The sequence below is a fragment of the Kribbella sp. NBC_01484 genome, assembly GCF_036227145.1.
Lineage (GTDB): Bacteria > Actinomycetota > Actinomycetes > Propionibacteriales > Kribbellaceae > Kribbella.
In genome coordinates this window covers 7,849,219-7,874,665 of the sequence record NZ_CP109437.1, presented here as the reverse complement: position 1 = coordinate 7,874,665, position 25,447 = coordinate 7,849,219, and the positions used below count along the sequence as shown (strand labels likewise).

The window sequence follows — 25,447 nt, the reverse complement described above, 5'->3', positions numbered from 1 at the left end:
CCCTCTCGTCGTCGAGAACCATCATGCGGTCACGGGCCCGACAGAGACGGCCCGTGGCCGCTCGGTGCGATGGTCCGGCCGGACGCCGCCGAATGCTTCCCGCCCTTGCTCGGCGACGCTGCGAACTCGCGCGCGGTGGTGGCGTAGTCGAGACCCTTGAGCACACTGGCCGGCACCCCGCTCTTCTCCAGTTCGGCGGCCACCTTGGCGCTGAAGCTGCCGTCCGGGGACGAGGTGTTGTAGAGCTTGCGCAGGTCGACCCGGCCCTCTGCCATCCGCACCACGTCGCGATGCAACGTGGCGAAGGCCGAGGCGAAGCCACCGTCGCCGGCACACCGCATCTTCCCGTCGTGGAAAGCCTCGTAGACGCGCTCGGTGCCGTCCTTCTCCCGCATCGCCAGCACCACTGTCCTCCGCTCGGCCTTGGCTTTCGCCAGCGCCTGCAGCAGCGGTTGGTACGGCTGGTGGACCGGTCCCGACGGGCCTTCGACGTACTCTGTCGCCTCCAGGTCCGGTCGGCCCAGGTCGGGCGGCACCGCCTCCAGCCGCGCACCGGCCAGGACGGCGTCCATCGAGGCGCCCTCCTCCATCTGCCGGAGCCCCTCCAGGTACTCGTGCCGCAGCATCTTCACGTAGTACTCGCCGTGGGCCACGTCCCGCAGCTGGGTCGTCCGTGTGGTCTGCGGCGTACCGCGGCCCTTGTCGGTGGTGTGCCGGACGGTGACGTCGTACACGACCGGGATCCGGACCGTGACGAGCTTGCCTTCCTCGATCTTGGTGGCCTCCAGCCGCGTGCCGTGGGCATCGGAGGACTGTTCCTTCACCTGCTCTCCGACCGAGCCGGTGACCGCGACGATGCCGGCGTCGAACCCGCCGGTCACCGTGACCGGGGTGGCGTGGTTGCCGGTGCTCGAGGACCGGGTGGCCTCCTGCCGCCGGCGGACCTTGCCGGACTGTCCGTCCACTCCGTCGTCCTCGAGCACCCAGCCGATCGGCGTGGCGTTGATCGCGACGGCGACCGTGGTGCGGCCGTTGCCGCGCGCCGCCATCGGCACCAGGTGGAGGCCCTGGGCACTGGTCAGCCGCTCGAACTTGGCCTTCAGCGCGGTCGGCTGCAACTGCGCCCCGACCATCGCCTTGTGCTCCGCGAAACCCGCCTCACCGAGGACGCCGGGGCGGCTGAGGAAGGCCCCGACCTCGTCGAACAGGCGATCGGACTCCGGCTCGCCCTTCAGGTACGGCGCGGCCCGCTCGACCGACGCGCTCTCGGGGAGTTCGAACATGCGGTGCTCCGGCAGGCGGTCGTCCGGCGACCGCTGAGCCACGGCGGCCGGACCGTCGGTGATCAGCCCGCGGGGGACCAGCGCGGTCAGGTCCGCGCGCAGTTGCCGCTGCTGGGACACGGTGGTGACCTCGCCCGGCGTGTTCCGCTCGAGCTTCCACCGCAGGCTCGCCATCGTCGCCGCACCCGCGTTGTGCAACCGGACGACCTCGGTGGTGAAGACGATCTTCCGGTTCACCTTGGCCACGTCGAAGTGGCCGGTGCGATCCAGCGTGGTGTTCTGCTCGCCGCTGCCGGCCGTGTGCGTCCGGGTCCGGTCGGTCCCGACACTGCCCGACATGCTTCCGCCCGCACTGTTGGCGTCGGCGGCCTGGACTGTCCCGGAGTACGTCGTCGTGCGGCCGGTGGACCGGTCCCGCTGGGCGTAGTCATAGGCCTGGTTGATGCTGCCCGCCGCGACCTTGGGGATCTCCGGCGTACCGTCGGCCGCTTCCGGAGTGCCGTCGATGGTGATCTCACCCTCGAAGTGTGCCCGGACCCGGACGAGCAGTACGTCGGGTAGCTCCCGCCCCTCGACCGGGACCTCGATCGAGCCGACGTACCCGCGCGGACCGAGCATGTCCTCCAGGTGGCCCTGGTAGCTGTCCGGACTCAGATCGGCCTTCAGCTCGGCGCTGAGCAGGGGACTGGCCTGCTGTAGGCCGGGCGCGACCTCCTCGATCTGCTGGTTGATCAGCGCGAGGAGCTCGACCTCGTCGTCCGGCTTGCCCTCGGGGGTGATCGACTCGAGCTGGCTCGACGCCAGGCTGGCGTCGTACGCGCCGGAGAGGTGCACGATCCGGGGCTGATCGGCCAGCTGCTCGGCCCGTTCAGCCGCGGTCTCCAGCCGCTCGCTCGGCGTCGGTGCGTGCGGCATCGGCACCTTGGTCTGCCGCACCACCTTCTCGGTCAGGCGTTCGTCGGTGTGCGTTGCCGCGAGGCCCGTGGTCACACCGGCCTTCTCCTGCCGGTAGCGACGGACGAAACCGGCCGCGGTCCGCGGATCGAGCTCGAGTTTGCCCTCCAGGTATCGCTCGGCGGCGTCGGCCACGACCGGCAACGGCAGGTCGAGCTTCCGGCCCGCGTAGAGCTCCAGGGCACGGCGTTCGGCCATCGCCTTCTGCGCCAGGGCGTCCTCCAGCGGCACGGTCTGGATGACGCGCCCGTCCTGGACGATGTCCGCGACCAGCTTGTACCGCTCGAGGAGCTCGTAGTGCGTGCCGCCGTTGACCAGCAGGCGTTCCTCACCCGAGGTCTGGCTGTTCGAGGTGGACTGCGACCTCCCGCCGGTCCGCCCGATCGTGGCCCCACCCGACCAGCCGGAGCCGTCGGCCTCGGTCAGTCCGCCGCCTCCGTCGACACTCAGCCCACCGGAGTGCGACGTACCGGATGTCAGGCCGACGTCGGTCATCGTGAAGTTGATGTCGACCGTGGTCTGCTCACTGATCGCGGCGAACGTGAGGGCGGTGGCCTCGCCGCGGATGACGATCTGGAGCTGTTGCGGCAGCAGGGTCCGGTCCTCGAGGGCCTGGGCCGGGTTCGCTGGTGCCGGGATGACGACCATGGGCAGCTCGTAGCTGCCGTTCATCCAGTCCCGGTTCGCGACCAGGCTGTCGGGGGAGAGGAACGTGTGCAGCTGCTGGAAGGCGCTGGAGTCCGTACGGATCGCGCTGACGGCTGAGAAGATCCGGTCGGCCGGGTTGCCCGCATCCACCGCGACCGGGATCGCCTGCCGAACGGCGAGCGCGCTCGGTGCCTTCGGGTCCGCCTCGAACACCGGCGCCTCGGCCCGGGACAGCGCACTGTCGTACTCGACCTCGAAGCTTCCGCGGACGTCGGCCAGCGGCTCGGAGTCGCCCTTGTCGGTGACCTCGGCGAAGGTGATCCGGGCGCCTTGCCTGAGCCGGTCGGTTTCCGCGCTGCTCTCGTTCAGCGTGACCCGCTGCACCCGCCGGCCGACCGTCCAGCTGAAGCTCCGGCCGAGCGCGTTGCGGCTCAGCTTGATGCCGAGCCGGCCGGCCCAGCCCCGGACACCCGGCGCCGGACCGGATTTGGCGCCGACCCCACCCGAGATCGGGACTGCCTTCGATCGTCCGGACGTCCGCCCGGTGGCGCGCGAACTGATGCCGAGCCGGACGATGTTCTCCGTCGTACTGGTGCCGCGCCCCTGGACGTCGTCGAAGTCCTGGGTGACGGACAACCGGAAGTTGCGGTAGTGCGGCGCCCGGCCGGTGCGGTGGTCGTCGAGGACCACGATCAGGCCACCCTGACACGCCTGGTTCAGCCCGGCCTCGATCCGGGGCGCGGCGATCTGCTGGGTGATCCGGTCGTAGTTGGCCAACTGACTGGCCCGGCGCAGCGGATCCCTCGGCATCTTGTCCTGGCGCGGCTTGAGCCTGGAGTCCAGCGGTGGCACCAGACCCATCGCACTCAGCTTCAGCAGCGCCTGCCGCTGGGTCTCCTCGGCACCGCGGAGGTTCTGCGGCAGTGCTTTCCCCGGGCCGCGCAGCTGGTTCTCGCCGCGACCGAGCCACGGCGGCAGAGTCCGCGGTCCGGTCGGCGGCTCGGGGTCGCCGCGCAGCAGCACCCGGTCGTCCTGGTCGAACCGCATCGCGCCGTCGGGCTCCCGCCGTACGGCGTTCTTGTCCGCGCGTCCGCCCGCCCGCAGCAGGTCGTTCTCCGGGACGCGCAGCCGTGCCTTCCAGGTGTCCGTGATGACGATCGGCTCGGACTTGCGGTCGTTGACCTTGCGCAGGGTCGCCTTGACCCTCAGGTCGACGATGACCCCCTGGGTGGGGCCCTGGTTGCGGTGCACGGCCGGGGTGATCGACGTCGAGCTGACCGCCTGCCCGCCTTGGCGTGAGACGGTGCGACCGACCGAGACGCTGGGCGAGAGGTCCGCGCCGGATCCACCGACATCGTTCAAGGCCTTCGGGCTCGGCAGGAAGCCCGGGACCGGCTGGCCGGCCACCGCCTTGCCCGGGAAGGCCAGCGAGGCCGTGCCGGTCAGCGACGTGCCGTAGGACTGACTCGCGTTGACTCCGGCGAAGTCGACCAGAACCTCTTCCTGCCACATCTCGGAGCTGGACTCACCGCTCAGCTCGGCAGTGCTCCAGACCGGTTCCACCTCGAGGGTGAGCTCGTACTCCGTCTCGCCGCCGGACGGGATGGGCCTGGTGATACCGCCGGGGGCGGTGGCCTCTCTGAGCAGGCGGTGCGAGTCCTGGGTGATGAGTCCGCTGATGTGGTCGTAGGTGACGCGGTCGATCCCGCCGTACTTCCGCTTGGCCTCGGCGACCATGCGGTCGTTGAGGCGCTGCGGACCGCTGATCCTGGTGACGGTGTGCCGCGGGAACTCCGTCGTGCACTCCGCGCCGCGGCCGAGCTCCGCCAGCGACACCGTGTCAGCCGGTGGCTTGACGGTGTAGGCGCTCGACACCCACGTCAACTGCCGGCCCGCGTCGGCCGGCTCCACCGGAAACCAAGGCTCGGTGGGTGAGTTGCGGACCTCGATCTCCCACTCGCCGGACCACTCGTAGAGCAGGGACTCGCCCCGGTTGACGTCGACCCAACCGGACTGGTGGTGGGCGGTGGCGCCACTGGTCTCGGCCAGCGTGCGGCCCGTGGAGACCTCGCCGCGCGGCGAGAGTAGCTGGGACGCGACGTGCAAGGGCGTCCCGGGTGCGGCCATGGCGAGGAACGGCTGGACGTTGACACCGACTGTGGCGTTCGACGCGTGGGTGCTGGTGGTGGCGAAGCTCTGGCCGCCCTCGCCGAGGGTGCCCGACATCTGCTCGGCCAGGTCGTAGTCGCGATCGACCACCTCGGTCACGTCGCGCGGTTTCATCCGGAGCCGAACCTGCGTGATCCGGGTGACGTCGTCGTCCGGACTGCCGCCGACGGTGAACACCATGCCGTCGGGGGAGAGCAGCCGGCGGTACTCGGCGCCAGGCATCGGGATCGGCGCGTCGGACCCGAGCCGCTCACGACAGTCGTACTTGGCGAGCACCCGGTTGATCTCGTCGAGCGGCACGGTCAGCGGCTTGCCGGTCGGTACGCCGGTCTCCAGCAGGTCCTTGACCGGCGTCGCCTGATCGACGCTGCTCTCGTAGACCTCGACGCGTTCCCCGGCTTGCCGGGCCAGCTCGGCGATCCGGGTCCGCGAACCGTTCGCGTCGAGCTCGCTCAGCAGGGCCTGATAGCCGGCCAGCGCCTGCCGGGCGTCGGTCGCCGCCTGTCCGTACGCCCCGGCGATCTCGGTGTGCCGCCGCGCTTTGTTGCCGGCCGCAACGGCCGCGACGCGCAGCTTGCGGGCCCGCTCGGGCGCGCCGAGATCCTTCCCGGTCTCCTCGTTCTGAGCGTCGCGCTTGTTCTGATCGGCCTCGGTGATCGCCGCGGAGGCACTGAGCGTCTTGGTCCGTGCCTTGCCCTCCAGGTCCCCGACCGCGGCTTCCAGCGTCGTGATCTGCGCGACGACCTGTCGGCGGAGGTGGCCCGGCGTGTGCCGCGCGGGCGTGGCGTCCGCCTCGGCGCGAGCGGCGGCGAGGCCGGTCTCGGATGCGTCGGCGGTGGCGATCGCGTTGACCGCCCAGGGGAGTGCGGGCTCGGTGCCGCTCCGGCGTCCGATCGCCTTCGCCAGGCCCTGGATGTCCTGCTCGAGCTCCGCGACGCTGCGCGGACCGGTGGGCCGTCCGTTCGCGAGCGTCTCGGCCCGCGCTTGCCGCCAATCCTGCGTCAGCAGTTGGTACGCGGCGTTGTCGGCCCGGACACGGCGATCCCGCCCCTCGTGGCCGAAGGCCGACCGCAGCCGGCCGAGGATCCCGGTCGGCCGCTCGGCCTTCGCGGCCGCGAGTTGCTGCGTCAGCAGAGAGAGCTGGTGCGCCCAGATGTGCCGGTACTGCGTGTCGGCGAGGCCGGGCGCGATCCGCAGTACGTGCGGGTCGTTCGCCGTACCCGAGCGGAGCCGGCCCTGCGCCACCAGGCCGCCGACCGTGGCGAGCACCTCGACCCGGACATGCTGAGGTACGTCGCTCGCCGTCATCCTCACCACGGCCAGCTCGGCCTGCGGATCGACGGCCGGCTTGGCGGTGAGGGACGAGCCGAGCTCGTCCTGAGTCATGGTCTCCAGGACATTCAGCGCGGTGCGCCGGTTCTGCTCCGGGTCTCCCGCGGCACCTGTCACCAGGCCGGTGCCGCGGATCGCTCGGGTCAGCGTCTGGCGACGCGACGGCCGGCGATGGTTGGTGCCGACCTGGGGACGATGGCGTCCGGGAGAGGAGCGGGCGGGTGCCGTCGCGGCGAGCAGCCGAGCGTCGCGGCTGATCTGCTGCGATGCCGACACGACCTCGGACGCCGCGACCGGCTTCGACGTACCCGGTAGGCGCTCGAGTCGAGCGGCGGCTTCCGGGGAGTCCGGCGCCGCGCTTCGGAGCGCGACCCGGAGCATCGCCTCGGCCTCGGTCCGCCGCGATTGGTCCAAACCGGGGACATGGAGGAACCGATCCAGCGCTGCCGTCGCTCCGGCCGCGGGCGATTCGCCGCGGACGCGGGCGACCTCGGCGCCGAGTACGCCGACAGCCTCGGCCAGCAACCGGTCGTCGTGAGAATGGTCCGCGGCCCGGCGGCTGAGTTGTGCCTCCAGCGCCCGGACGACGTACGCCGGCAGGACGTCCTGCCGGCTGGTCAGCCAGACCCGGCCGTCACTCAGCGGCACTGCCGCCGGATAGACGATGCCGAGGGCGGTTCCGATGGCCGTTCGGGCCCGGACCGCCGGCTCAGGGGCGGCCATCGTGGGTGTCGTCAGCCGACCCACCCCCTCCCGTAGGTGCCTCGGTGCTCACCAGTTGTCACCAAGACGTCTGCTTCCGGAATCTAGCAAACTTTCGGTTACTCGCCAGCTACTCGGAACACCCGAACTGTTAACGATTTACGCCCCGTCGGCCACCTAGGATCACGCGCATGGACGACCGGCTGGGTTCATCGGAGTGGAGCGTGCCCGAGGCGCGGAACGTGGTGGCCCCGTTGCGGCACATCGCGGCCGAAGGTCCGGAGTACGACGGTGTCGAGCTCTTTCTCGCTCTGTGTGACTACCTGGACGAGCTCCACGGCGAGGCCGGATTCGACCGGGTGTTGACCGGGCCGGAGCGGTCCGCGCTGGCCGGCGCCGTACGCCGGATTCACGGGCGGAGCGCCGTACCGGATCGGGACGGGGAGCGGCTGGTGCAGCCGGTGAACGCGGCCGTCACGCTGACCGAGGGGCGGGCGCTCGCGGCTGAGCTGGAAAGCGCTGACGGGTGGCAGCGGGAGCTGGGTCTGGCGCTGCACGGGCTGTACAGCTATCTAGACCAGTTGTACGGCGGACCGGGCGCCTTCACCGACCTGCTGACGACCGCGGAACGGGACCGGGTCGCGAGCCGGTAACGGCACCGACCTGGCGGCCCGGATGGCACCTCGCTGCCATTACGGTAGGGCGCGTGAGTCTCTCGTCCTCCACGCGCACACCCTCCCAAGGCACCCGCGGAGCGGGCCGATCGGCGGGCGGTGGCGCGACCCGCCTCCCGGGCAGCCGGGAGCGCCGTCCGGCCCTGGCCGCGCTCGCGGTCATCCTGATCCTGCTCGGCGCCGCCGGGTCCGCCCTGATCGCGCTGAACAGCGGCAACCGGTCCGACTTCGTCGCGATCGCCCCCGACAAGCTCGCGCCCGGCCACCGGATCGAGCCCAAGGATCTGTCCCGTGGCGACCTCGCCGGTGCGACCGGCGGCCTGATCCCGTGGTCGGAGGCGAACAAGTACCTCGGCCGCTACACCACGACCTGGCTCTACAAGGACCAGTTCGTCACGCCGGACAACTTCACCAAGGACGGCGCCAAGCCCATCCCGGCCGACGGTGCACTGGTCGGTGTCAGCCTCGAGGCGGGCCGCGCGCCGTCGGACGGACTCGACGTCGGCGACATGGTGTCGGTGATCCGGGTCCCGGCGGCCACCGGCGACTCGGGGATCCCGACCACGCTGGTCAAGGCCGCCGAGATCACCTCGACCGCGGGTGCCGTCACGGACCCGAAGACGAGCGCCAGCACGACCTTGAACGTGACAGTGCTGATCCCGACCGACCAGTCGATGCCGGTGGCCGCTGCCGCCGCGGCGAAGACCCTGGTGCTGGTGAAGCTCGCGCCGGGGACCAGGCCCGACGTCTCGCGGACCGACGGGACCAATTGATGGCACTGGTGGCATTGGCGAGCGCGAAGGGCTCGCCCGGGGTGACGACTGCCAGTCTCGTCTTCGGCGCGCTCTGGCCGCGGCAGGTGCTGCTGGCCGAGTGCGACCCGGCCGGCAGCGATGTGGCGATCCGGATGACCGCACCGGGTGGTGCGGCGCTCAACTCCGACCGTGGCCTGGTCAGCCTGGCCGCCGCGAGCCGGAAGGGCCTGGGCGACGAGGTGATCCTCGCGCACAGCCAGCAGCTCGACGGTGGTCTCGACGTACTGCTCGGCGTCCGTTCACCTGAGCAGGTCGGTGGCATGGGCGGCCTGTGGCATCCGCTCGGCGTCTCGTTCAACCAGATGCAGAACGGCGACGTACTGGCCGACTGTGGCCGGATCGGCGCATCGTCGCCGCAGCTTCCCGTCATCCAGTCCGCGCGCCTCGTCGTACTCGTGTGTACGGCGACCGGGTCGTCGGTCGCGCACCTGCGGGAGCGACTGTCCTCACTGGTGCACCATGTCGACGCACAGCTCGGCGTGGTCGTGGTGGCCGACCCGAAGCGGCGCGACGGGGTCAAGCAGGTGTGGACCGTGCTGGACGCGATGTCCGTGCCCGTTCGGCACCGGTGGCATCTGGCGTACGACCCGGCCGGTGCGGCGTTCTTCGACGGGCGTGGTCACGGCCGGCTCGACAAGACGCCGCTGATCCGGTCCGCGACCGACATCACCGCGGAGATGGCCGCACTCGTCGCGGCGCCACCGCAGCAGGACTTCGACATGGCCCAGGCCGCCTTCCCGCCGCAGGGTGAGTACTGATGAGCGCTGATCAGGAGCTGGTCCGCAAGTTGCGGGTCCAGGTCGCCGAGCGGCTGAACGAACAACGCCGCCGCGACCAGGTGAACGGCGTACCGCCGATGAGCGCCGAGGACGAGCGCGAGTACGCCCGTTCGCTGATCGTCCAGGTGCTCGAGGACCACGCCCGCTACGAACTCGCCGACGGCCGGACGCCGCCGACTCCGGACGACGACGCGCAGATCGCCGGCGCGATCCACTCGGCGCTGTTCGGCGTCGGCCGGCTGCAGCCGCTGATCGACGACCCCGAGGTCGAGAACATCGACATCAACGGCTGCGACCAGGTCTTCGTCCAGTACGGCGACGGTCGCGAGGAGATGCTGGGAGCGGTCGCCGAGAGCGACGACGAGCTGGTCGAGCTGATCCAGGTGCTGGCCGCCCACGCCGGCCTGACCAGCCGGCCGTTCGACTCCGCCAACCCGCAGCTCGACCTGCGGTTGCCCGACGGCTCCCGGTTGTCGGCGGTCATGGGTGTCACGTCGCGTCCCGCGGTGTCCATCCGGCGCGCGCGACTGGGCCGGGTGTTTCTTCGCGACCTGGTGGCCAACCGCACGATGTCCGACGACGTCGGCTCGTTCCTGCGGGCCGCGGTCGCGGCGCGGAAGAACATCATGATCGCGGGCGCGACGAACTCCGGGAAGACCACGCTGCTGCGGGCGCTGGCCAACGAGATCGGTCCGTCCGAGCGGCTGATCACGGTCGAGCGGTCGCTCGAGCTGGGCCTCGGCGAGTTCAAGGACCTGCACCCGAACGTGGTCGCGTTCGAGGAGCGGCTGCCGAACTCCGAGGGCGTCGGCGAGGTCAGCATGGCCGATCTGGTCCGCCGCTCGCTGCGGATGAACCCCTCGCGGGTGATCGTGGGTGAGGTGCTGGGCGACGAGATCGTGACGATGCTGAACGCGATGAGCCAGGGCAACGACGGCTCGCTGTCGACGATCCACTCGAACAGCTCGATGGAGGTGTTCAACCGGATCAGCACCTACGCGATCCAGGCGACGGAGCGGCTGCCGATGGACGCCACCCAGATGCTGATCGCCGGCGCGCTCGACTTCGTCGTGTTCGTCCGCAAGCACAACGACTACGAGCACGGCGGCGGTCTGAGCCGGTACGTCGAGAGCATCCGCGAGGTGACCGGCTGGGACGGCAGGGTGCTGTCCGGCGAGGTGTTCGCGCTCGGACCGGACGGCCGGGCCGCGGCGCACGCGCCGATCGCCTGCATGGACGAGCTCGAGCACTATGGGTACCAGCCCCTCGTGCACGGAACGTGGGCGTGACGCGATGAACGACAGGACGCTGCTCGCCCTGCTCTGCGGCGCGGTCGTCGGCGGCGCCGTACTGCTGCTGATCGTCGCGATCCGCGGTACCGAGCCGCGGGACGAGACCCCCTCGGTGTTCCGCCGGGGCAATGCCGAGAGCCGGAAGAACCTGGTCCGGTTCGGCGTCGGGATCGGCGTCGGTCTGATCGTCCTGGTCGTAACCCGCTGGTTGGTCCTGGCGGTGGCCCTCGGCCTGTTGGCGGCGATGGCGGACCGCTTCTTCGGCGGCACCGGTGAGGAACGTCGCGCGATCGAGCGCCTGGACGCACTGGCCACCTGGACCGAGGCACTGCGCGATACGATCGCCGGCGCGGTCGGCCTGGAGCAGGCGATCCCGGCGACCGCGGTGAACGCGGCCCCGGCGATCAAGCCCGGCCTGAACCTGCTGGTCGACCGGCTGCGCATCCGCGAACCGTTGCCCTCGGCATTGATGCGGTTCGCCGACGACCTGAACGACCCGTCCGCCGACCTGATCGTCGCGGCCCTCGTACTCAACGCCCGGCTGCGCGGACCCGGTCTGCGCGAGGTGCTCAGTGCTCTGGCGGACTCGGCCCGCGAGGAGCTCGACGTACGGCGGAAGGTCGCGGCGGAACGCCGATCGACGCGGCGCAGCGTGCAGGTGGTGGTCGCGATCACGCTGATCATGGCGGCCAGCCTGGTGCTGTTCAATCCGACGTACATGCAGCCGTACACGAGCTTCATCGGGCAGGTCGTGCTGGCCGTCGTGATCGCGCTGTACGCGCTCGGGCTGATCTGGCTGCGCCGGCTGGCCAGGATCGAGGTGCCCGAGCGGTTCCTGATCAGGAGCGACAACGCCCAGCGGGGCAACCGGTCCGGCGACCAGCGGATGGAGGTGGTGGGCGGATGACGTGGGCCTTCATCGCCGGCGGTCTCGTCGGCCTCGGCGTGTACCTGGTGGTCCGGATGTTCATCAAGCCGGCGACCAACGTGCTGTCCACCATTGCCCGGATCGACGCCGGCCGGGGCGGATACACCAGTGGTGCGACGACCAGTGCGGCCGGCGAGCGGGTGCTCGGCGGCGTCGACCGGGCTCGCGAGACGCTCGGGCGGCGGCTGGAGCTGGAGGCGAACGCTCGCGGCTGGGCGTTCGGGAAGCTCCGTCGCGACCTCGCGGTGATGAACCAGCCGTTCGCGGCGATGCTCGCGACCAAGGTGTTCTTCGCGCTCGGGGCGATGATCTTCATCCCGCTCGTGCTGTTCCTGTTCGGGGCGATCGGTCTCAGTGCGCCCGGCGCCAGCCCGGCGATCGTGACGCTGGCCGCGATGGCCCTGGCGTTCTTCCTTCCTGACCTGGCGTTGCGGCAGGAGGCGGAGAAACGGCGCCGCGACTTCCGGCACGTGGTCGGCAGCTTCCTCGACCTGGTCGCGATGAACCTGGCCGGCGGCCGCGGCCTGCCCGAGGCGCTGATGACCGCGTCCACCATCGGCGACCACTGGGCGATGGCCCGGATCCGGCAGGCCCTCGCGAACGCGCGGCTGATCGGCATCACGCCGTGGGACGCGATGGCCCGCCTGGGCGAGGATCTCGGCGTCGAGGAACTGCGCGACCTCGCGTCCGCGCTGGCGCTGGCCGGTGACGAGGGCGCGAAGATCCGCGCATCGCTGCTGGCCCGGGCCGCGTCCCTGCGACGCAAGGAGCTGGCCGACGTGGAAGGCAAGGCGGGTGAGCGCTCCCAGTCGATGCTGGTCGCGCAGCTCGTCATGATCGCGGCGTTCTTCCTGTTCCTGGCCTTTCCGGCCGGCGCGGCGATCCTCGGGAGCTAGTGGGATCCAACGGACGAAGCTGTCCGTCGTAGAGGGCATACTGAGGCCTGCTTCGGCCTCACGATTCGGAAGGCTAACGGATGATCTCGGAACTACAGTTCTGGCGGGCGATGGCTGGTTACGCGATGGCGCGTGCCCACGCTCAACGAGCCCGGGCACGCCAGGGCCGGACCGATCTCGGCGCCTCCGCCCTGGAATGGGCGATCATCTCGGCGATCCTGGTCGCCGCCGCGCTGGCGATCGGCGTGGTCGTCAAGCGCGTCATCACCAAGCGGACCGGCGAGATCGACCAAGGCTGACCCGATCATGCGTTTCCGCCCCCGCTCGGAGCGCGGCGTCAGTTCGCTCGAGCTGGCGATCCTGGCGCCCGCGATCCTCGCGCTGATCTTCATGAGCATCCAGACCGCGCTCTGGCTGTACGGGCGGTCGGTGGCGCTGAACGCCGCACAGGAAGGGGTTTCCCGGCTGCGGCTGGTCCAGCCGCCGGTCTACACGACGGATGTGGGGGAGAAGGTCCGGGCCGACATCGAGTCGTACGCGCAACAGGTCGGTGGGACGTCACTGCAGCACGCGAGTGTCGCGCCACCGTCGTACAACAACCCCGAAGGCATGGTCTCCTTCACCGTCACCGGTGAGACGGTCTCGCTCGTCCCCGGCCTGACGCTGAAGGTGAGCCGCACCGCCACCGGCCCGATCGAGCAGTTCGAGGCCGACGACAAGTGAGCCAGGAGATGACGCGGAGACTGGGGATCCGCTGCCGCCGCATGGTCGGACGGCGGCGCGAACGCGGCGCACTGGCGCTCGAGCTGGCGGTTCTGGCGCCGGTCCTGCTGGTGCTGTTCATGTTCCTGCTCGCCTGCGGCCGCTACTTCCAGACGTCTTCGCTGCTGGAGGGTGCCGCCCGCGACGGCGCCCGCTCCGCGAGCCAGGCACGCTCATTGACCGATGCCCAGGCGCGGGTCGACCGGGCCGTCAGCGATGCGATGGGCCAGGCGGTCAAGTCCTGCAAGGAAACCGCGTCCGGCAGCATCACCACCGGGTTCACCGCTGGGGCGCCGCTGTCCGTCGAGGTGAGCTGCACGATCAACTACCGCGACCTCGGGCTGCTCGGCCTCGGCGGCGACACCACCATCACCAAGCGATTCACCTCGTCACTCGATCCGTACCGGGGGGTGCGCGGTGACGGCTCCTGATCGGCACCGGATCCTGGAGTTCTTCCGGATCGATGCCCCCGGCAACCATCGGATCGCGCTCGGCCGGGGTGCCCTGAGCCCCGCGGTGGCGATCCTCGCGGTGATGATCTTCACCCTGGCCGGCCTGGTGATCGACGGCGGCCGCCAGCTCGGCGCCCGCTCCCGCGCCGTCGGCTACGCCCAGGAGGCGGCCCGCGTCGGCGCCGCGGCGATCCAGCTGAACAACGCCGAAGCCAAGATCGACACCACCAAGGCGGCCACCGCGATCAACGGCTTCTGCGCCCAGGTGAAGTCCAACGACTCCACCGTCACCTCCTGCGGCCCGACCACCCTGACCGACGAGCAGGTCGACATCCAGGTCGACATCGCCAACAAGACGACGTTCCTGGGCCTCATCGGCAAACAGAGCCTCAAAGCCGTCGGCACCGGCCAGGCCCACGCCGAGCAAGGCATCAAGAAGGCCGACGACAGCCCGACGATCCCCTCGATCGTGGTCAACCGGACCCCGGACGACCCCGGCGCACCCATCACCACCGCGGTGCCACCGACCATCGACTTCCCCTGCCCGACCTGGACCGTCGGCTCACCGACCCCGATCTGGACGTTGACACCGTTCCCGTTCCCGGCCACGTGCACGCCGAACGTGACGCCGACGCCGGACCCGTCGTCCTCTCCGCCCGGGAGTCCGCCGCCCGGGACGCCACCCACCTCCACCCCGCCAAGCCGCTAGAGACCGAAGGAATGTCATCCGTGCGTAGGTTCGCTCTCCCCGCCGCGGCGCTGGCCGGCGTTCTGCTGCTCTCCGCCTGTGGCAGCAAGGACTCCAACGACGGCGGTCTACCAGTGCCGGCCGGCGGCGACTCCGGCACGACAACCTCGAGCACCCCGTCCACCGGGACGAGCGAGCCCACCACCGAACCGTCGCAGACAGCCAAGCCCACCTCGCAGCCGAAGGCGCAAGTCATCGTCCAGGCCGGGAACTTCGCGTCGAATGCCGCCGTCCAAGGCCTCGTGAGCAGCTATCCGCTGTACTTCCAGGCCCTGGTGTCGAAGGACGACACCGTGCTGAAGAAGTCCTTCCCGTCCTTCTGGTACGCCGACGTGTCACAGGCGATCTTCGATGCCCAACGCAACGGCTGGGTGATGCGGCCACCGGGCAGCGTGGTCGTGATGGGTGTGCAGAACCAGCCGGAGGGCATCGTTCGGGTGAAGACGTGCCGATCGCAGACCACGCAGTACTGGGATCTCAAGGCGAAGAACTGGATCGAGGTCACGCCGAAGGGATCGCCTCAGGTGATCGACATGGTCCGGACCGGACGTGGCTGGCTGCCGTACCGGCTGGCTCCGTCGACCGGCGTCACCTGCTCAGGCGTGCATTATCCGGCCTAGAGCAGAACGCGAGGATTCACATTCCGAATAGGTGACGGGTCAGTGAGCAACGGGCATGATGCCCCTGGTCGAAGATAATCTGCCGGGTAGCCGAGTCTGGGGAGTGAGGATGCACAACCGAGTGGGCCGCGGACTGCTCGTTCTGAGCGCCGTGCTCGCGCTGCTGATGGCGGTCCCGGCCACGACGGCCACCGCGGACACCATCCAGACCGGCAACAAGGTCTGCAGCATGTACGTCAACTCGATCGGCTTCGGCGCGTACTGCAGCTCCGGGCTGGCGTACGTCGGTGGGACACCGCCGCCGACCTGGCGCGAGCGACTCGCCGGCCGGCCGTTCATCCCGTGCCGCGACTTCGACATTCCTGACGGGATCCGCCTGCCGCAGGCGCCGGAGGGCAAGAGCTGGGTCATGCGGATCACGATCACCGGCTACAAGCTGGACAGCTACAACGGTGGGCCGCACGCGCACCTGGAGCGGGCCTATGTCGCGGTCGACGCGGCCGAGCGCGCCCAGTGCCCGTTCCCGGACTACATGAAGGACTTCTGGTGGCCCTTCAAGAGCACGTACCCGGATCCGGCGCTGCAGATCATGCCGACGTACACGCCGCGGGTGAACGTGCCCGCGTACTTCACGCTGACACCCGAGAGCTCGATGGCAGGGAAGACCGACGGGCGGACGGTGGATCCGAAGGAGTTGACCAGCGGGTACTTCGACCAGAGACACAACCTCACGATGCGCGGCATGGTCGTCCAGATCGTGATCGACCCAGGTGACAACACCGGTACGTTCACGTGCCCGGTCGGTGTGACGCCGTTGGACGACCCGGACGGATACGACCAGTCGCAGGACCCCGAGCACCAGATCAACCCGTGCAAACACGTGTACACGCGGTCTAGTGCGAACCAGCCGGACGGCATGTACACGGTGAAGCTGACCATTACCTGGGAGGTCTCGTACTGGGTCGGCCAGCACTCCGGCTGGATCTCGATCGGCAAGGCTGATGTGCATGCGGTGCAGCGGTTGCCTGTGCAGGAAGTTCAGGCTATCGGTGGTTAACGGTGGGGGTATGGAGGCGTGATGGTCAGGACGAATGAACCGGTGCGGGCGGCGCGGTTACCGCAGCGAGGGTCGGGCAGTCCGGGGGCGGACCGGCTGAAGGGGTTCGTCGCGCTGCTCGCGATCCTGGCGATCGTCGGCGGGGTCCCGTACGTCCTGCTGCGGTTCTTCGGCACGCCGTGGCCGGACAAGATGCCGAGCAGCAGCATGCTGTTCAGCGAGTTGAGCATCGAGACCGTCCTCGGCATCATCGCGTTCTTCATCTGGGTGGCCTGGCTGCACTTCGTCATCTGTCTGATCGCGGAGGCGGTCGCGGAGATCCGCGGGCACGGCCTGTCGCCACGGATCCCGTTCGGCGGCGGTTCGCAGACCATGGCGCGCCGGCTGATCGGGACCGTCGTACTGATCGCCGCGGGAGCCGGCGTCAGCCTGCCGGTCGCCAGCGCAGTAACGACAAGCGTCGCGACGCCGACCTCGGTCACCGTGACGCAGGGCGGCGAGCAGGGGTCGACGGCGCAGTTCCGCCAGACCGAGGCTCGCAGCACTGTGCTCAGCGGCAACCAGGCCAAGACGACCACGCACACCGGCGTACGGACGAACCACGATCACAACGGTCAGGTCATCAAGTACACCGAGGTCCGCCCGCCACAGGGCCGGAACTACGACTGCCTGTGGGACATCGCCGAGCGCTACCTGGGCGAAGGCCGGCGGTACAAGGAGATCTACGACCTCAACAAGAACAAGCTGCAGCCCGACGGCCGCCGCCTCACCAACCCGGACCTGATCCTGCCGGGCTGGCAGGTCCGCCTGCCCGGTGACGCGAAGGGCCCGGGTGTGCACACGGTCCGCGTGAACATCGAGGACCGTGGTAACACCACGCTCCCCGCGGGCTCGAAGGTGACCACGGGCACCAAGACGACGACCGGGTCCAAGACCACCACCGGCAGCAAGGTGACCACCGGCTCGGAGACGAAGACGACGCCCGGCACGGGCAGCCGCTGGTCCGAGCAAGGCGCCGAGTCCGGTTCGACGATCACCATCGGCAACGCGAAGAACGACCCGGGCGCGAAGAACGTCAAGCCGGGGGAGCCGGGCATCACGGTCGGCCCACACGGTCCTGGTACGTCGGAGTCCGAGCCGGGCGACCCGGCCGCCGGTGGCACTCAGGTGCCCGAGGCAACGCCGGTCGCGACGGACAGCGGGTTCAGCCTGACCGACGCCGGCATCTACGGCTTCGGTGCGACGTTGCTCGCGGCCGGCCTGGCGCTGGCGCTGAAGCGGCGCCGCGGCTGGGCGCTGGGTCCGGGCCCGAAGGCGGCCGGCCACCGGCAGACCGAGGTCGGTCTGCGGCTGGCGTCGGACATCCCGACCGCGCAGTTCGTCGACAATGCGCTGCGGAAGCTCGGCGCCGACATGACGCAGGCACAGCGTCCGATGCCGAAGGTCGTTGCCGCACTGGTGACGGATCGGGCTCTGACGCTCGTGCTCGACCCGTACGAGGCGCCGTCCGCACCGCCCGGCCCGTGGCAGGCGATTGCCGAAGGCACCCGCTGGACGCTGCGTCGCGGCTACGCGCCGACTGGTGACGTCACTGCGCCCGCGCCGTACCCGACCCTGGTCACGATCGGCCAGAACGCCGATGGCGCGACCGTGCTGGTCGACCTCGACACCGCGAACGGCATCGTCAGCTTCGGCGGGGTGAACAACCCGTCCCGGGACGTGGTCGGCTCACTCGCGGTCGAGTTGGCGACGAACCTGTGGTCCGAAGGCGCACACATCAGCATGGTCGGGTTCGGCGACGACCTGTCGTCGCTGGCGCCGAGCCGGCTGAGCTACTGGGTCCGGCTCGACGACGCGATCGCCGAGGTGGCTCGCCGGACCGACGCCCAGGTGCAGGCCTGTGCGCGGCGTGACCTGAGCTCGGTCGCCGACGCGCGGATGGCGTACCCGGACCCGGTGCTGTGGGGCGCGGAGATCATCTTCGTGTCCGCGCCGCCGTCACCCGAGGAGCAGGACCAGCTGAACCGGCTCGCCGCGGACCAGCAGCGCAGCATCGCGGTGGTCGTGGTCGGCGACGTGATGAACTCGCCGTGGCGGTTCGTGGTGGACGAGAAGAACCAGGCGGTCTGCCGGCTGCTCGGTCTCGAGGTCGATGCCCACAGCATCGACCCGCAGCAGTTCGCCAACCTGGTCGCGCTGTTCGACGCGGCCGAGTCGGACTCGCGGGACAAGCGCCGGGCCGAGCAGGACATGCCGGCGTACGAGTTCTCCGGCACCGATCTCAGCCAGCCCGCACCGGTCGAGGTCGACCTGCTCGGGCCGGTCGAGGTGGATGCCCGCGGCACCATCGACGACGGCCGGATCCAGCTGTCGACCGAGATCATCGCGTTCCTGGCCAGCCAGGACTACGGCGTCCACCCGAACGTGCTGGCCGGCGCGATCTGGCCGCGCGGCATCAGCGACGAACTGCGCGACGCCGCGCTCGACCACACCCGTCGCTGGGTCGGCATGGACGCGATGTACGCCGACGAGTCCGGCCGCTGGATGCTGAACCGCAGCATCGTCCGGGTCGACTGGGACGTGTTCCGCACGCTGGCCAAGCAGGCGACGATGATGGACGACCCGCGCGGGCCGCTGTCGACGGCGCTGAGCCTGGTGCACGGCCCGGCCTGGTCCAACCTGCCAGCGGGTCGCTATTCGTGGCTTGCCGCCTCGGGGATCGAGCGGCGGATGGTGGAGTCCGTGGTCGACGCGGCCCTGCGGCTGGCGGAGTCGGCGCTGAACCACAACGACGGCAACCTGGCCCGCACCGCACTCCAGACCGGCCTCAGCTTCTCGCCGGCCTCCGAGGAACTGTGGCGAGCCACGCTCCGCCTGGCCTCGCACTTCGGCACCGCCGCCGACGTCACCAACGTCGCCGGCCAGCTGTACGCCGCCCTCGCCAAGCACGGCGGCCCCCGCGGCCCCGAAGCCGAGACCGACGCCCTGGTCGACGAACTCCTCCCGGGCTACCACCGCCCAGCCGCGGTCGCCTGACCCACCCGAAACCGCCCGTACCCCGGATCCACACCGGGTACGGGCGGTTCGTCGTACCAGCCTCACGCACGCATGTCAGTCCTCCTCCGTCACCAACACCGTGTGCCTGCCGCATTGGAGGGGTAACCGGCTCCTCTGCTCAGGTTTGGGTGATCGTCGGCCGGGTGTGCTGGTCGGGATAGGGGCGATGTTCGGGGTGGGCAAGGTGGAGGGTGGGCCGATGCTGTGCCGGGCGGCTCCAGCGGGCTCGTTCCCCTGCGGATCGGTCGACCTCTGGTGACCTGGGACAGGTTCTGGTGGGTCGAGACAGGCAATTCCATGTCCCAACCCACCACGACCCGTCCCAGCCCACCGGCCCCAACCCACCACGACCCGTCCCAGCCCACCGGCCCCAACCCACCACAACCCGTCCCGACCCACCGACCCCAGCCCACCGGCGCCCCGGTCCCCGCCCCGCGCTGTGTGTCCGCGCGGACAGGTCCTGAGCGTCCCATTTCATGGGCCCGCCAAACCTCACCGCGAGCCCGGCAAACCTGTCTGGCCGGTGGTCTCACCGATGACCTACCGCAACCGGCCAGCCACCACATCACCGGCTAGCACACCCAGCACACCGCTGCCCCGAGCGCCAAACTCGCCTTCCTCATGGCCACAAGACTCAACCAGGCGACCGCGCTACACCATTATCTGGGACTCAACTGTCACCTCACCCACACAGCAAGCACAAGAACCGGATATCCCCTGAAGTTGCCCCTTCTCCCGCCTTGATCTGAGGAGTGAAGGGGGTCGTTGGGGGGGATGGGAGATCCGGCGCTCCGGTTGGTTCGGTGGGTGTTGCCCGTGCCGTCGAGCGGATCGCCAGGCCATCACAACGAGGCGCGGACGATGGCCGCCCGCGGACGATCGCGGCGTCTGGGTGATTGTGATGGCCTGGAAGTCCGCCACAGCCCGCCCGGCGGCGGTGGCGGGTTGGGCGATGCTGCGCCGCTGACCGGACCTGCAGCACTCACCAAGCAGCGCGATGCCAGACGGGCCCCGCTCGGCCCCGAGCAGTCGGCGGCTGACGGACCGGGTTAGTGAGTGCCCCACGTCCGCCCAGGCCACGACCCGCGAGCCGGCCGGGGCAGGCTGGAGAGGATCTCCCACCCGATCCGGGATCCGGGACGAGATCCTCCCCACCCCGGCGGGAACCGACACAACACGGCCGACCGCCGAGACGCCAAGGAGACGAACGAACCACCCACGGATACGTCAGAAGAGCCGGATATCCCGTCAAATGCCGGACGGGACGGGAGGGTGATAGTCGGCGGACAGTCAGAGCGGGTTGGCGGACCAGGTGTCGCAGGCGGTCATGTCGCCGGAGTCCATGCCGGTCTTGAACCACTTCATCCGCTGCGCGGCGGTGCCGTGGCTGAAGCTCTCCGGGGTGACCTGGCCCTGGGTCTTCTCCTGGATGCGGTCGTCGCCGACGGACGCGGCAGCGTCGAGGCCGCGCGCGATGTCGTCCTCGGTGAGCTCCGTGATGAGCGGCTGGCCGCTCTTGTTGGGGACCGTGGTGGCGTGGTTCGTCCAGATGCCGGCCAGGCAGTCGGCTTGCAGCTCGGACCGGACCGAGTCCGAGTTCGGCCCGTTGCGGCTCTTGATCCGGTCGAGGATGCCGTAGAGGTTCTGGATGTGGTGACCGTACTCGTGGGCGACGACGTACGCCTCGGCGAACTCGCCGCCGCGCGCGCCCAGGTCCGTCTGCAGGGTCTTGAAGAACCCGATGTCCAGGTACACCCGCTTGTCCGGCGGGCAGTAGAACGGTCCGACCGCGCTGGTCGCCGGCCCGCAGCCGGTGCTGACCGAGCCGTCGAATACCCGCATCGGCGCCGGGATGTACTTCTTCCCGCGCCGGGGCAGCTCCGCGGCCCAGAAGCTCTGGATCGAGTTCTGGTAGAAGACGAACCGGCAGTCCGAGTTCTGCTGCAGGTCCGAGCCCTTCTTGCAGGAGTCGAGGCTGCCGGCCGCGGTGTTCTGGATCGCCGGCTGGTCGCCGCTGTCGCTTCCGGGCAGGCCGCCGCTGAGTAGCAGGATGACGACCAGCAGGATGATGCCGCCGATACCGCCGCCGACCGGGATCATTCCGCCGGGCAGGCCGCCGCCGCGTCCGCCACTACCGCGGGTGTCCTCGACACTGCTGGTGTCGAGATCCGCGTCCGGGTTGAATTTCACCTGGGGCGTCGCGGGGAATCCCCATCGTTCAGGACGGGGAGCGACCGCGACTCCCTCCTTCCGAGATCGGGGACTGTCGGTCCCGGCTGATTGGGTAGGTGGCATGTCTGTGTTCCACCTGTACCCAACTGCCCCACAGCAGGCATGCCCGGCACAGGTGGAAACGCCCGGATGTGAACGTGGCGGCAGTCGACATCGCAGCCGGACGGGCCGTCAGCGCGCGCCGAGAGACGACCGGAGGGGTCTCGCCGAAGCGTGAACCTCAACTCGCTGCCTCCGCGTCCGGGTTGAATTTCACAGCACTTAGACTAGACCTCGGTGCGGGGGATTCTGCCGTGTCGTGACGCAGTGCTTTCGACCCGCCACAGACCGACTCCTCGACCCAAGGACGCCTGCCACCGCGATGATCAATGTCTCCAATCTCGAGGTCCGCGTCGGCGCCCGTCAGCTCCTCGCCCCCGCCTCGTTCCGGGTCGGGCCGGGCGACAAGGTGGGACTCGTCGGCCGCAACGGCGCCGGCAAGACGACGCTGACCAAGATCCTCGCCGGTGAGGGCCTCCCGGCGAGCGGCTCGGTCACGTCGTCCGGTGAGATCGGCTACCTGCCGCAGGACCCGCGCACCGGCGATCTCGACGTACTCGCGCGGGACCGGATCTTGTCCGCCCGCGGCCTCGACGACGTCGTACGGCGGCTGCGGAGCGCCGAGAAGTCGATGGCCAGCGTGGACGACAAGACCCGCGCGAAGGGCATGCGGCGGTACGAGCGGGCCGAGGCGGACCTGCACGCCGCCGGTGGGTACGCCGCCGAGGCCGAGGCGGCCCGCATCGCGGCGAACCTCGGCCTGCCCGACCGCGTCCTCGGCCAGCCGCTGGGCACGCTGTCCGGTGGTCAGCGCCGGCGCGTCGAGCTGGCCCGGATCCTGTTCGCCCAGGCGGAGACGCTGCTGCTGGACGAGCCGACCAACCACCTGGACGCGGACTCGATCGTCTGGCTGCGCGACTTCCTCAAGTCGTACGCCGGTGGCGTGATCATGATCAGCCACGACGTGAACCTGCTCGAGGAGACCGTCACCCGGGTCTTCCACCTGGACGCGAACCGGGCCGAGATCGACGTCTACAACGTCGGCTGGAAGGCGTACCTGACGCAGCGCGAGACCGACGAGCGGCGCCGCAAGCGCGAGCGGGCGAACGCGGAGAAGAAGGCGACCCAGCTGGTCGACCAGGCGAACAAGATGCGCGCCAAGGCGACCAAGGCGGCCGCGGCCCAGCAGATGCTGAGGCGGGCCGAGCGGTTGATGTCCTCGCTCGAGGACGAGCGCAAGCAGGACCGGGTCGCGAAGATCTCGTTCCCGACGCCGGCGCCGTGCGGCAAGACGCCGCTGATGGCGCGCGAGCTGTCGAAGTCGTACGGCTCGCTGGAGATCTTCACCGACGTGGACCTGGCGATCGACAAGGGCTCGCGGGTGGTCGTGCTCGGGTTGAACGGTGCGGGGAAGACCACGCTGCTGCGGGTGCTGGCCGGGATCGAGAAGTCGGACACCGGCGAGGTGATCGACGGGCACGGGCTCAAGCTCGGGTACTACGCGCAGGAGCACGAGACGCTGGACGTCAACCGGACCGTGCTCGAGAACATGAAGTCCGCCGCCCCGGATCTGAACGAGACGCAGGCCCGAAGCGTGCTCGGCTCGTTCCTGTTCACCGGCGACGACTCGGACAAGCCGGCCTCGGTGCTGTCGGGTGGCGAGAAGACGCGCCTCGCGCTGGCGACCCTGGTCGTCTCGGCGGCGAACGTCCTGCTGCTCGACGAGCCGACCAACAACCTGGACCCGGCGTCGCGGGCCGAGGTGCTCAACGCGATTCGCTCGTACGCCGGCGCGATCGTCCTGGTCACGCACGACGAGGGCGCGGTCGAGGCGCTCGAGCCGGAGCGGGTGCTGCTCCTGCCGGACGGCGTCGAGGACCTCTGGACGAACGACTACGCCGACCTGGTGTCGCTCGCCTGACCTACTCCGCAGTAATGTTCGGCTCATGACGGATCTGGGACTGCGGTTCACGGTGGATGGGCCGGTCGCGCGGGTTGTGCTGGACCGGCCGGAGGTGCGCAACGCGCAGACGCCGGCGATGTGGCGGGCCTTGGCCGAGTTCGGTACGGCGCTGTCACCCGAAGTCCGCGTGGTCGTCGTGTCGGGGGAGGGGCCGTCGTTCTCGGCAGGTCTCGATCGGCGGCTCATCATGGGCGAGAACGACTTGGGCGAGGAGCCGCTGCTGAGCCTCGGGGCGAAGCCGACCGCCGAGGTGTACGAGCTCATCGCCGGGTTCCAGGCCGGGTTCTCGTGGTTGCGGCGGCCGGAGATCGTGAGTATCGCCGCGGTCCAGGGGCACGCCGTCGGCGCCGGCTTCCAGCTGGCCCTGGCCTGCGATCTTCGCGTCGTGACCCCGGATGCCCGCTTCAGCATGCGTGAGCCAGCGCTCGGCCTCGTCCCCGACCTGGGTGGCACCCAGCCATTGGTCCAGTTGGTCGGCTACTCCCGCGCCCTGGAGATCTGCGCGACCACGCGCTGGGTCGAGGCGACCGAGGCGAAAGAGCTCGGCCTGGCGAACATCGTCGTACCGGCCGAGGAGCTTGCCGGGACGGTGAAGGATCTCACCGACGCACTGCTCGGCCCGCTCCCCGGAGCGATCCGCGAGACCAAGGCGTTGCTCCTCGGTGCCGCGGATCGCTCGTATCAAGAGCAGCTGAAGGCCGAGCGGGAGGCCCAGGAGCGCCGGTTGAAGGAGCTCCTGGCCGCCCTCGGGTGAGACCTAGTGCCAGTTGCTGATCTGGACGTCGCGCGGAGCGGGATCGCCCTGACCGGTTTCGACGTACTTCTTCAGGCTCAGCAGGTACGAGCCCCACTTGGTGCTGCAGTGGTACATGAACTCGACCGGCTCCTTCCAGCCCTCGTGCCGGAACAGGACGATCGTGTACTCGTCGGCCGTGCTCAGCTCGAAGCTGACGTGCGTACCCATCCACTCCTCGGGGCCGTCGACGACCTCCCAGCGGACGAGCTTGCCCGGCTCGACGTCCAGTACCTTCATGTCGAACCCGCCGCCGGCCACGGGGAACTGGAATCGGAGCACACCGCCGACCGATTCGTCGCCTTGCGTGTCGTCGGTCCACCAGCCCGCGAGTCCGGGGATCGTGGTGAGGGCCGCGGTGACGTCCTCGGGGGACGCCGTGATGCCGATGCGGTGCAGGATGTCTACCATGTCGATTCCTCTTTCTGATGTCAGTTGGTGCGATTGCGCTCGATGGTCTCGGCGATGCGCTTGATCCGCTGCAGCCGGCCGTCCCAGGCCTCGCTGACGGATGCCATTTGCGCGACAGCCCGGGCGAGCTGTGCTTCGTCGACGGTGTAGCGGCGTTCCCGTCCGGACGGGGTGGAATGCACCAGCCCGGCCCGGTCGAGGACGGCGAGGTGCTTGGCGACCGCCTGCCGGGTGACCGGCAGCTGATCGCTGAGGCTGGTCGCGGTCCCGCCGCTGCCGGCCAGCAGCAGGTCGAGCATCCGGCGCCGAGTCGGGTCTCCGATCGCCGACCAGAGCTCGTCGTCGATCACGGCCTCGCCGCCAGCCGATCTACGTACGGCGCGAGGCGGGGGAGGAAGTAGTCCCAGCCGCTGACGTGGTCGTGGTACACCTCGTCCGGCTTGGCGGCCTCGTCGTACCCGGTCTCGGCGAACCGCAGCAGTGTGCCACCGTCGGACGGGATCAGGTCGAACGTCACCAGCACCGAGTTGGCCGCGGTAGCGACCTCGCCCTCGTAGTCCCAGCGGAACGAGAACCGCCGGGGCGGGTCGGTCTCGACGACGGTGAGCGCGACATTCATGTCACCGAACGAGACTGTCCCGGTCGCGCCGGCCACAGGCTCGAGGTCCGCGTCGTCCGGCCACCACTCGCGCAGGTGCTCCGGCGAACTGACCACCTCGTAGACGACCTCCGGCGAAGCCTCCACCCGAATCTCCCGCTCGATGCTCCTAGCCATCCCAGCCACCCTTCCTTTCGCAACCTTTGGTTGCCTATGACTGTAGGGCACGGATCCGTGATGCGC

20 protein-coding genes are annotated in these 25,447 nt (G+C 69.9%); 15 read left to right on the top strand and 5 right to left on the bottom strand.

From position 1 onward, the window contains the following. Nucleotides 1–29: 29 nt before the first annotated feature. Nucleotides 30–7,109: a hypothetical protein gene (locus tag OG555_RS38045; protein ID WP_329478168.1), complete on the bottom strand. Its 7,080-nt coding sequence runs from the start codon at nt 7,107–7,109 to the stop codon at nt 30–32. Between the two features lie 170 nt (nt 7,110–7,279). Between OG555_RS38045 and OG555_RS38040 the strand changes: the two genes are divergently transcribed. The 13 genes from OG555_RS38040 to OG555_RS37980 all read left to right on the top strand — a co-directional run bounded on the left by OG555_RS38040 (nt 7,280) and on the right by OG555_RS37980 (nt 19,147). Beyond that, on the top strand, nt 7,280–7,741 hold the full coding sequence (locus OG555_RS38040) for a hypothetical protein (RefSeq protein ID WP_329478166.1): 462 nt from the start codon (nt 7,280–7,282) through the stop codon (nt 7,739–7,741). A 53-nt stretch (nt 7,742–7,794) separates the two neighbouring features. Then, nucleotides 7,795–8,535 carry a hypothetical protein gene (locus OG555_RS38035; protein ID WP_329478164.1) on the top strand — a complete coding sequence of 247 codons (741 nt, stop codon included), beginning with the start codon at nt 7,795–7,797 and terminating at the stop codon, nt 8,533–8,535. Beyond that, a complete protein-coding gene (locus tag OG555_RS38030; RefSeq protein ID WP_329478162.1) occupies nt 8,535–9,335 on the top strand; it encodes a hypothetical protein in 801 nt (266 codons plus the stop codon). The genes OG555_RS38035 and OG555_RS38030 overlap by 1 nt, the downstream gene beginning before the upstream one ends. Next, the gene (locus OG555_RS38025) at nt 9,335–10,645 is read left to right on the top strand and encodes a CpaF family protein (protein WP_329478159.1); all 1,311 of its coding nucleotides are present in this window, start codon (nt 9,335–9,337) and stop codon (nt 10,643–10,645) included. Before OG555_RS38030 ends, OG555_RS38025 begins: the two co-directional genes overlap by 1 nt. Nucleotides 10,646–10,649: 4 nt before the next feature. Then, on the top strand, nt 10,650–11,555 hold the full coding sequence (locus OG555_RS38020; RefSeq protein ID WP_329478157.1) for a type II secretion system F family protein: 906 nt from the start codon (nt 10,650–10,652) through the stop codon (nt 11,553–11,555). After that, nucleotides 11,552–12,472 carry a type II secretion system F family protein gene (locus OG555_RS38015; RefSeq protein ID WP_329478155.1) on the top strand — a complete coding sequence of 307 codons (921 nt, stop codon included), beginning with the start codon at nt 11,552–11,554 and terminating at the stop codon, nt 12,470–12,472. The genes OG555_RS38020 and OG555_RS38015 overlap by 4 nt, the downstream gene beginning before the upstream one ends. An 80-nt stretch (nt 12,473–12,552) precedes the next feature. After that, on the top strand, nt 12,553–12,771 hold the full coding sequence (locus OG555_RS38010) for a hypothetical protein (protein ID WP_328521282.1): 219 nt from the start codon (nt 12,553–12,555) through the stop codon (nt 12,769–12,771). Between the two features lie 7 nt (nt 12,772–12,778). After that, the gene (locus OG555_RS38005; RefSeq protein ID WP_329478153.1) at nt 12,779–13,195 is read left to right on the top strand and encodes a TadE/TadG family type IV pilus assembly protein; all 417 of its coding nucleotides are present in this window, start codon (nt 12,779–12,781) and stop codon (nt 13,193–13,195) included. Nucleotides 13,196–13,203: 8 nt separating this feature from the next. Beyond that, on the top strand, nt 13,204–13,665 hold the full coding sequence (locus OG555_RS38000) for a TadE/TadG family type IV pilus assembly protein (protein WP_329478151.1): 462 nt from the start codon (nt 13,204–13,206) through the stop codon (nt 13,663–13,665). Continuing rightward, nucleotides 13,652–14,395 (top strand): TadE/TadG family type IV pilus assembly protein, encoded by a 744-nt coding sequence (locus tag OG555_RS37995; RefSeq protein ID WP_329478149.1) that lies wholly within the window; start codon nt 13,652–13,654, stop codon nt 14,393–14,395. The genes OG555_RS38000 and OG555_RS37995 overlap by 14 nt, the downstream gene beginning before the upstream one ends. Nucleotides 14,396–14,415: 20 nt before the next feature. Next, entirely contained in the window at nt 14,416–15,054 is a 639-nt protein-coding gene (locus OG555_RS37990) for a hypothetical protein (RefSeq protein ID WP_329478147.1), read from the top strand. A 109-nt stretch (nt 15,055–15,163) separates the two neighbouring features. Continuing rightward, on the top strand, nt 15,164–16,111 hold the full coding sequence (locus OG555_RS37985) for a hypothetical protein (RefSeq protein WP_329478145.1): 948 nt from the start codon (nt 15,164–15,166) through the stop codon (nt 16,109–16,111). 21 nt (nt 16,112–16,132) lie between these two features. Further along, on the top strand, nt 16,133–19,147 hold the full coding sequence (locus OG555_RS37980; protein WP_329478143.1) for a hypothetical protein: 3,015 nt from the start codon (nt 16,133–16,135) through the stop codon (nt 19,145–19,147). Nucleotides 19,148–20,458: 1,311 nt separating this feature from the next. Here OG555_RS37980 and ypfJ read toward each other — a convergent pair. Beyond that, nucleotides 20,459–21,358, bottom strand: coding sequence for a KPN_02809 family neutral zinc metallopeptidase (gene ypfJ, locus OG555_RS37975; RefSeq protein WP_329478141.1), 900 nt, complete (start codon nt 21,356–21,358; stop codon nt 20,459–20,461). Nucleotides 21,359–21,761: 403 nt separating this feature from the next. Here ypfJ and OG555_RS37970 point away from each other — a divergent pair, with 403 nt between their 5' ends. Both OG555_RS37970 and OG555_RS37965 read left to right on the top strand, forming a co-directional pair. Next, complete coding sequence (locus tag OG555_RS37970; RefSeq protein WP_329478139.1) at nt 21,762–23,360, top strand: ABC-F family ATP-binding cassette domain-containing protein; 1,599 nt, start codon at nt 21,762–21,764, stop codon at nt 23,358–23,360. Nucleotides 23,361–23,385: 25 nt separating this feature from the next. Further along, nucleotides 23,386–24,156 carry an enoyl-CoA hydratase/isomerase family protein gene (locus OG555_RS37965; RefSeq protein WP_329478137.1) on the top strand — a complete coding sequence of 257 codons (771 nt, stop codon included), beginning with the start codon at nt 23,386–23,388 and terminating at the stop codon, nt 24,154–24,156. 3 nt (nt 24,157–24,159) lie between these two features. Here OG555_RS37965 and OG555_RS37960 read toward each other — a convergent pair whose 3' ends face one another. Genes OG555_RS37960 through OG555_RS37950 form a run of 3 tightly spaced genes read right to left on the bottom strand, consistent with a single transcriptional unit; the run spans nt 24,160 to nt 25,381 of the window. Beyond that, nucleotides 24,160–24,606, bottom strand: coding sequence for an SRPBCC family protein (locus OG555_RS37960; RefSeq protein ID WP_329478135.1), 447 nt, complete (start codon nt 24,604–24,606; stop codon nt 24,160–24,162). Between the two features lie 20 nt (nt 24,607–24,626). Further along, nucleotides 24,627–24,956, bottom strand: coding sequence for an ArsR/SmtB family transcription factor (locus OG555_RS37955; RefSeq protein WP_329478133.1), 330 nt, complete (start codon nt 24,954–24,956; stop codon nt 24,627–24,629). Further along, on the bottom strand, nt 24,953–25,381 hold the full coding sequence (locus tag OG555_RS37950) for an SRPBCC domain-containing protein (RefSeq protein ID WP_329478131.1): 429 nt from the start codon (nt 25,379–25,381) through the stop codon (nt 24,953–24,955). The genes OG555_RS37955 and OG555_RS37950 overlap by 4 nt, the downstream gene beginning before the upstream one ends. Nucleotides 25,382–25,447: the final 66 nt, after the last annotated feature.

Coding starts and splice junctions, on each gene's coding strand:
- OG555_RS38045 (WP_329478168.1), bottom strand. CDS start 7,109: ATGGCCGCCCCTGAGCCGGCGGTCCGGGCCCGAACGGCCATCGGAACC.
- OG555_RS38040 (WP_329478166.1), top strand. CDS start 7,280: ATGGACGACCGGCTGGGTTCATCGGAGTGGAGCGTGCCCGAGGCGCGG.
- OG555_RS38030 (WP_329478162.1), top strand. CDS start 8,535: ATGGCACTGGTGGCATTGGCGAGCGCGAAGGGCTCGCCCGGGGTGACG.
- OG555_RS38025 (WP_329478159.1), top strand. CDS start 9,335: ATGAGCGCTGATCAGGAGCTGGTCCGCAAGTTGCGGGTCCAGGTCGCC.
- OG555_RS38020 (WP_329478157.1), top strand. CDS start 10,650: ATGAACGACAGGACGCTGCTCGCCCTGCTCTGCGGCGCGGTCGTCGGC.
- OG555_RS38015 (WP_329478155.1), top strand. CDS start 11,552: ATGACGTGGGCCTTCATCGCCGGCGGTCTCGTCGGCCTCGGCGTGTAC.
- OG555_RS38010 (WP_328521282.1), top strand. CDS start 12,553: ATGATCTCGGAACTACAGTTCTGGCGGGCGATGGCTGGTTACGCGATG.
- OG555_RS38005 (WP_329478153.1), top strand. CDS start 12,779: ATGCGTTTCCGCCCCCGCTCGGAGCGCGGCGTCAGTTCGCTCGAGCTG.
- OG555_RS38000 (WP_329478151.1), top strand. CDS start 13,204: ATGACGCGGAGACTGGGGATCCGCTGCCGCCGCATGGTCGGACGGCGG.
- OG555_RS37985 (WP_329478145.1), top strand. CDS start 15,164: ATGCACAACCGAGTGGGCCGCGGACTGCTCGTTCTGAGCGCCGTGCTC.
- OG555_RS37980 (WP_329478143.1), top strand. CDS start 16,133: ATGGTCAGGACGAATGAACCGGTGCGGGCGGCGCGGTTACCGCAGCGA.
- OG555_RS37970 (WP_329478139.1), top strand. CDS start 21,762: ATGATCAATGTCTCCAATCTCGAGGTCCGCGTCGGCGCCCGTCAGCTC.
- OG555_RS37965 (WP_329478137.1), top strand. CDS start 23,386: ATGACGGATCTGGGACTGCGGTTCACGGTGGATGGGCCGGTCGCGCGG.
- OG555_RS37960 (WP_329478135.1), bottom strand. CDS start 24,606: ATGGTAGACATCCTGCACCGCATCGGCATCACGGCGTCCCCCGAGGAC.
- OG555_RS37950 (WP_329478131.1), bottom strand. CDS start 25,381: ATGGCTAGGAGCATCGAGCGGGAGATTCGGGTGGAGGCTTCGCCGGAG.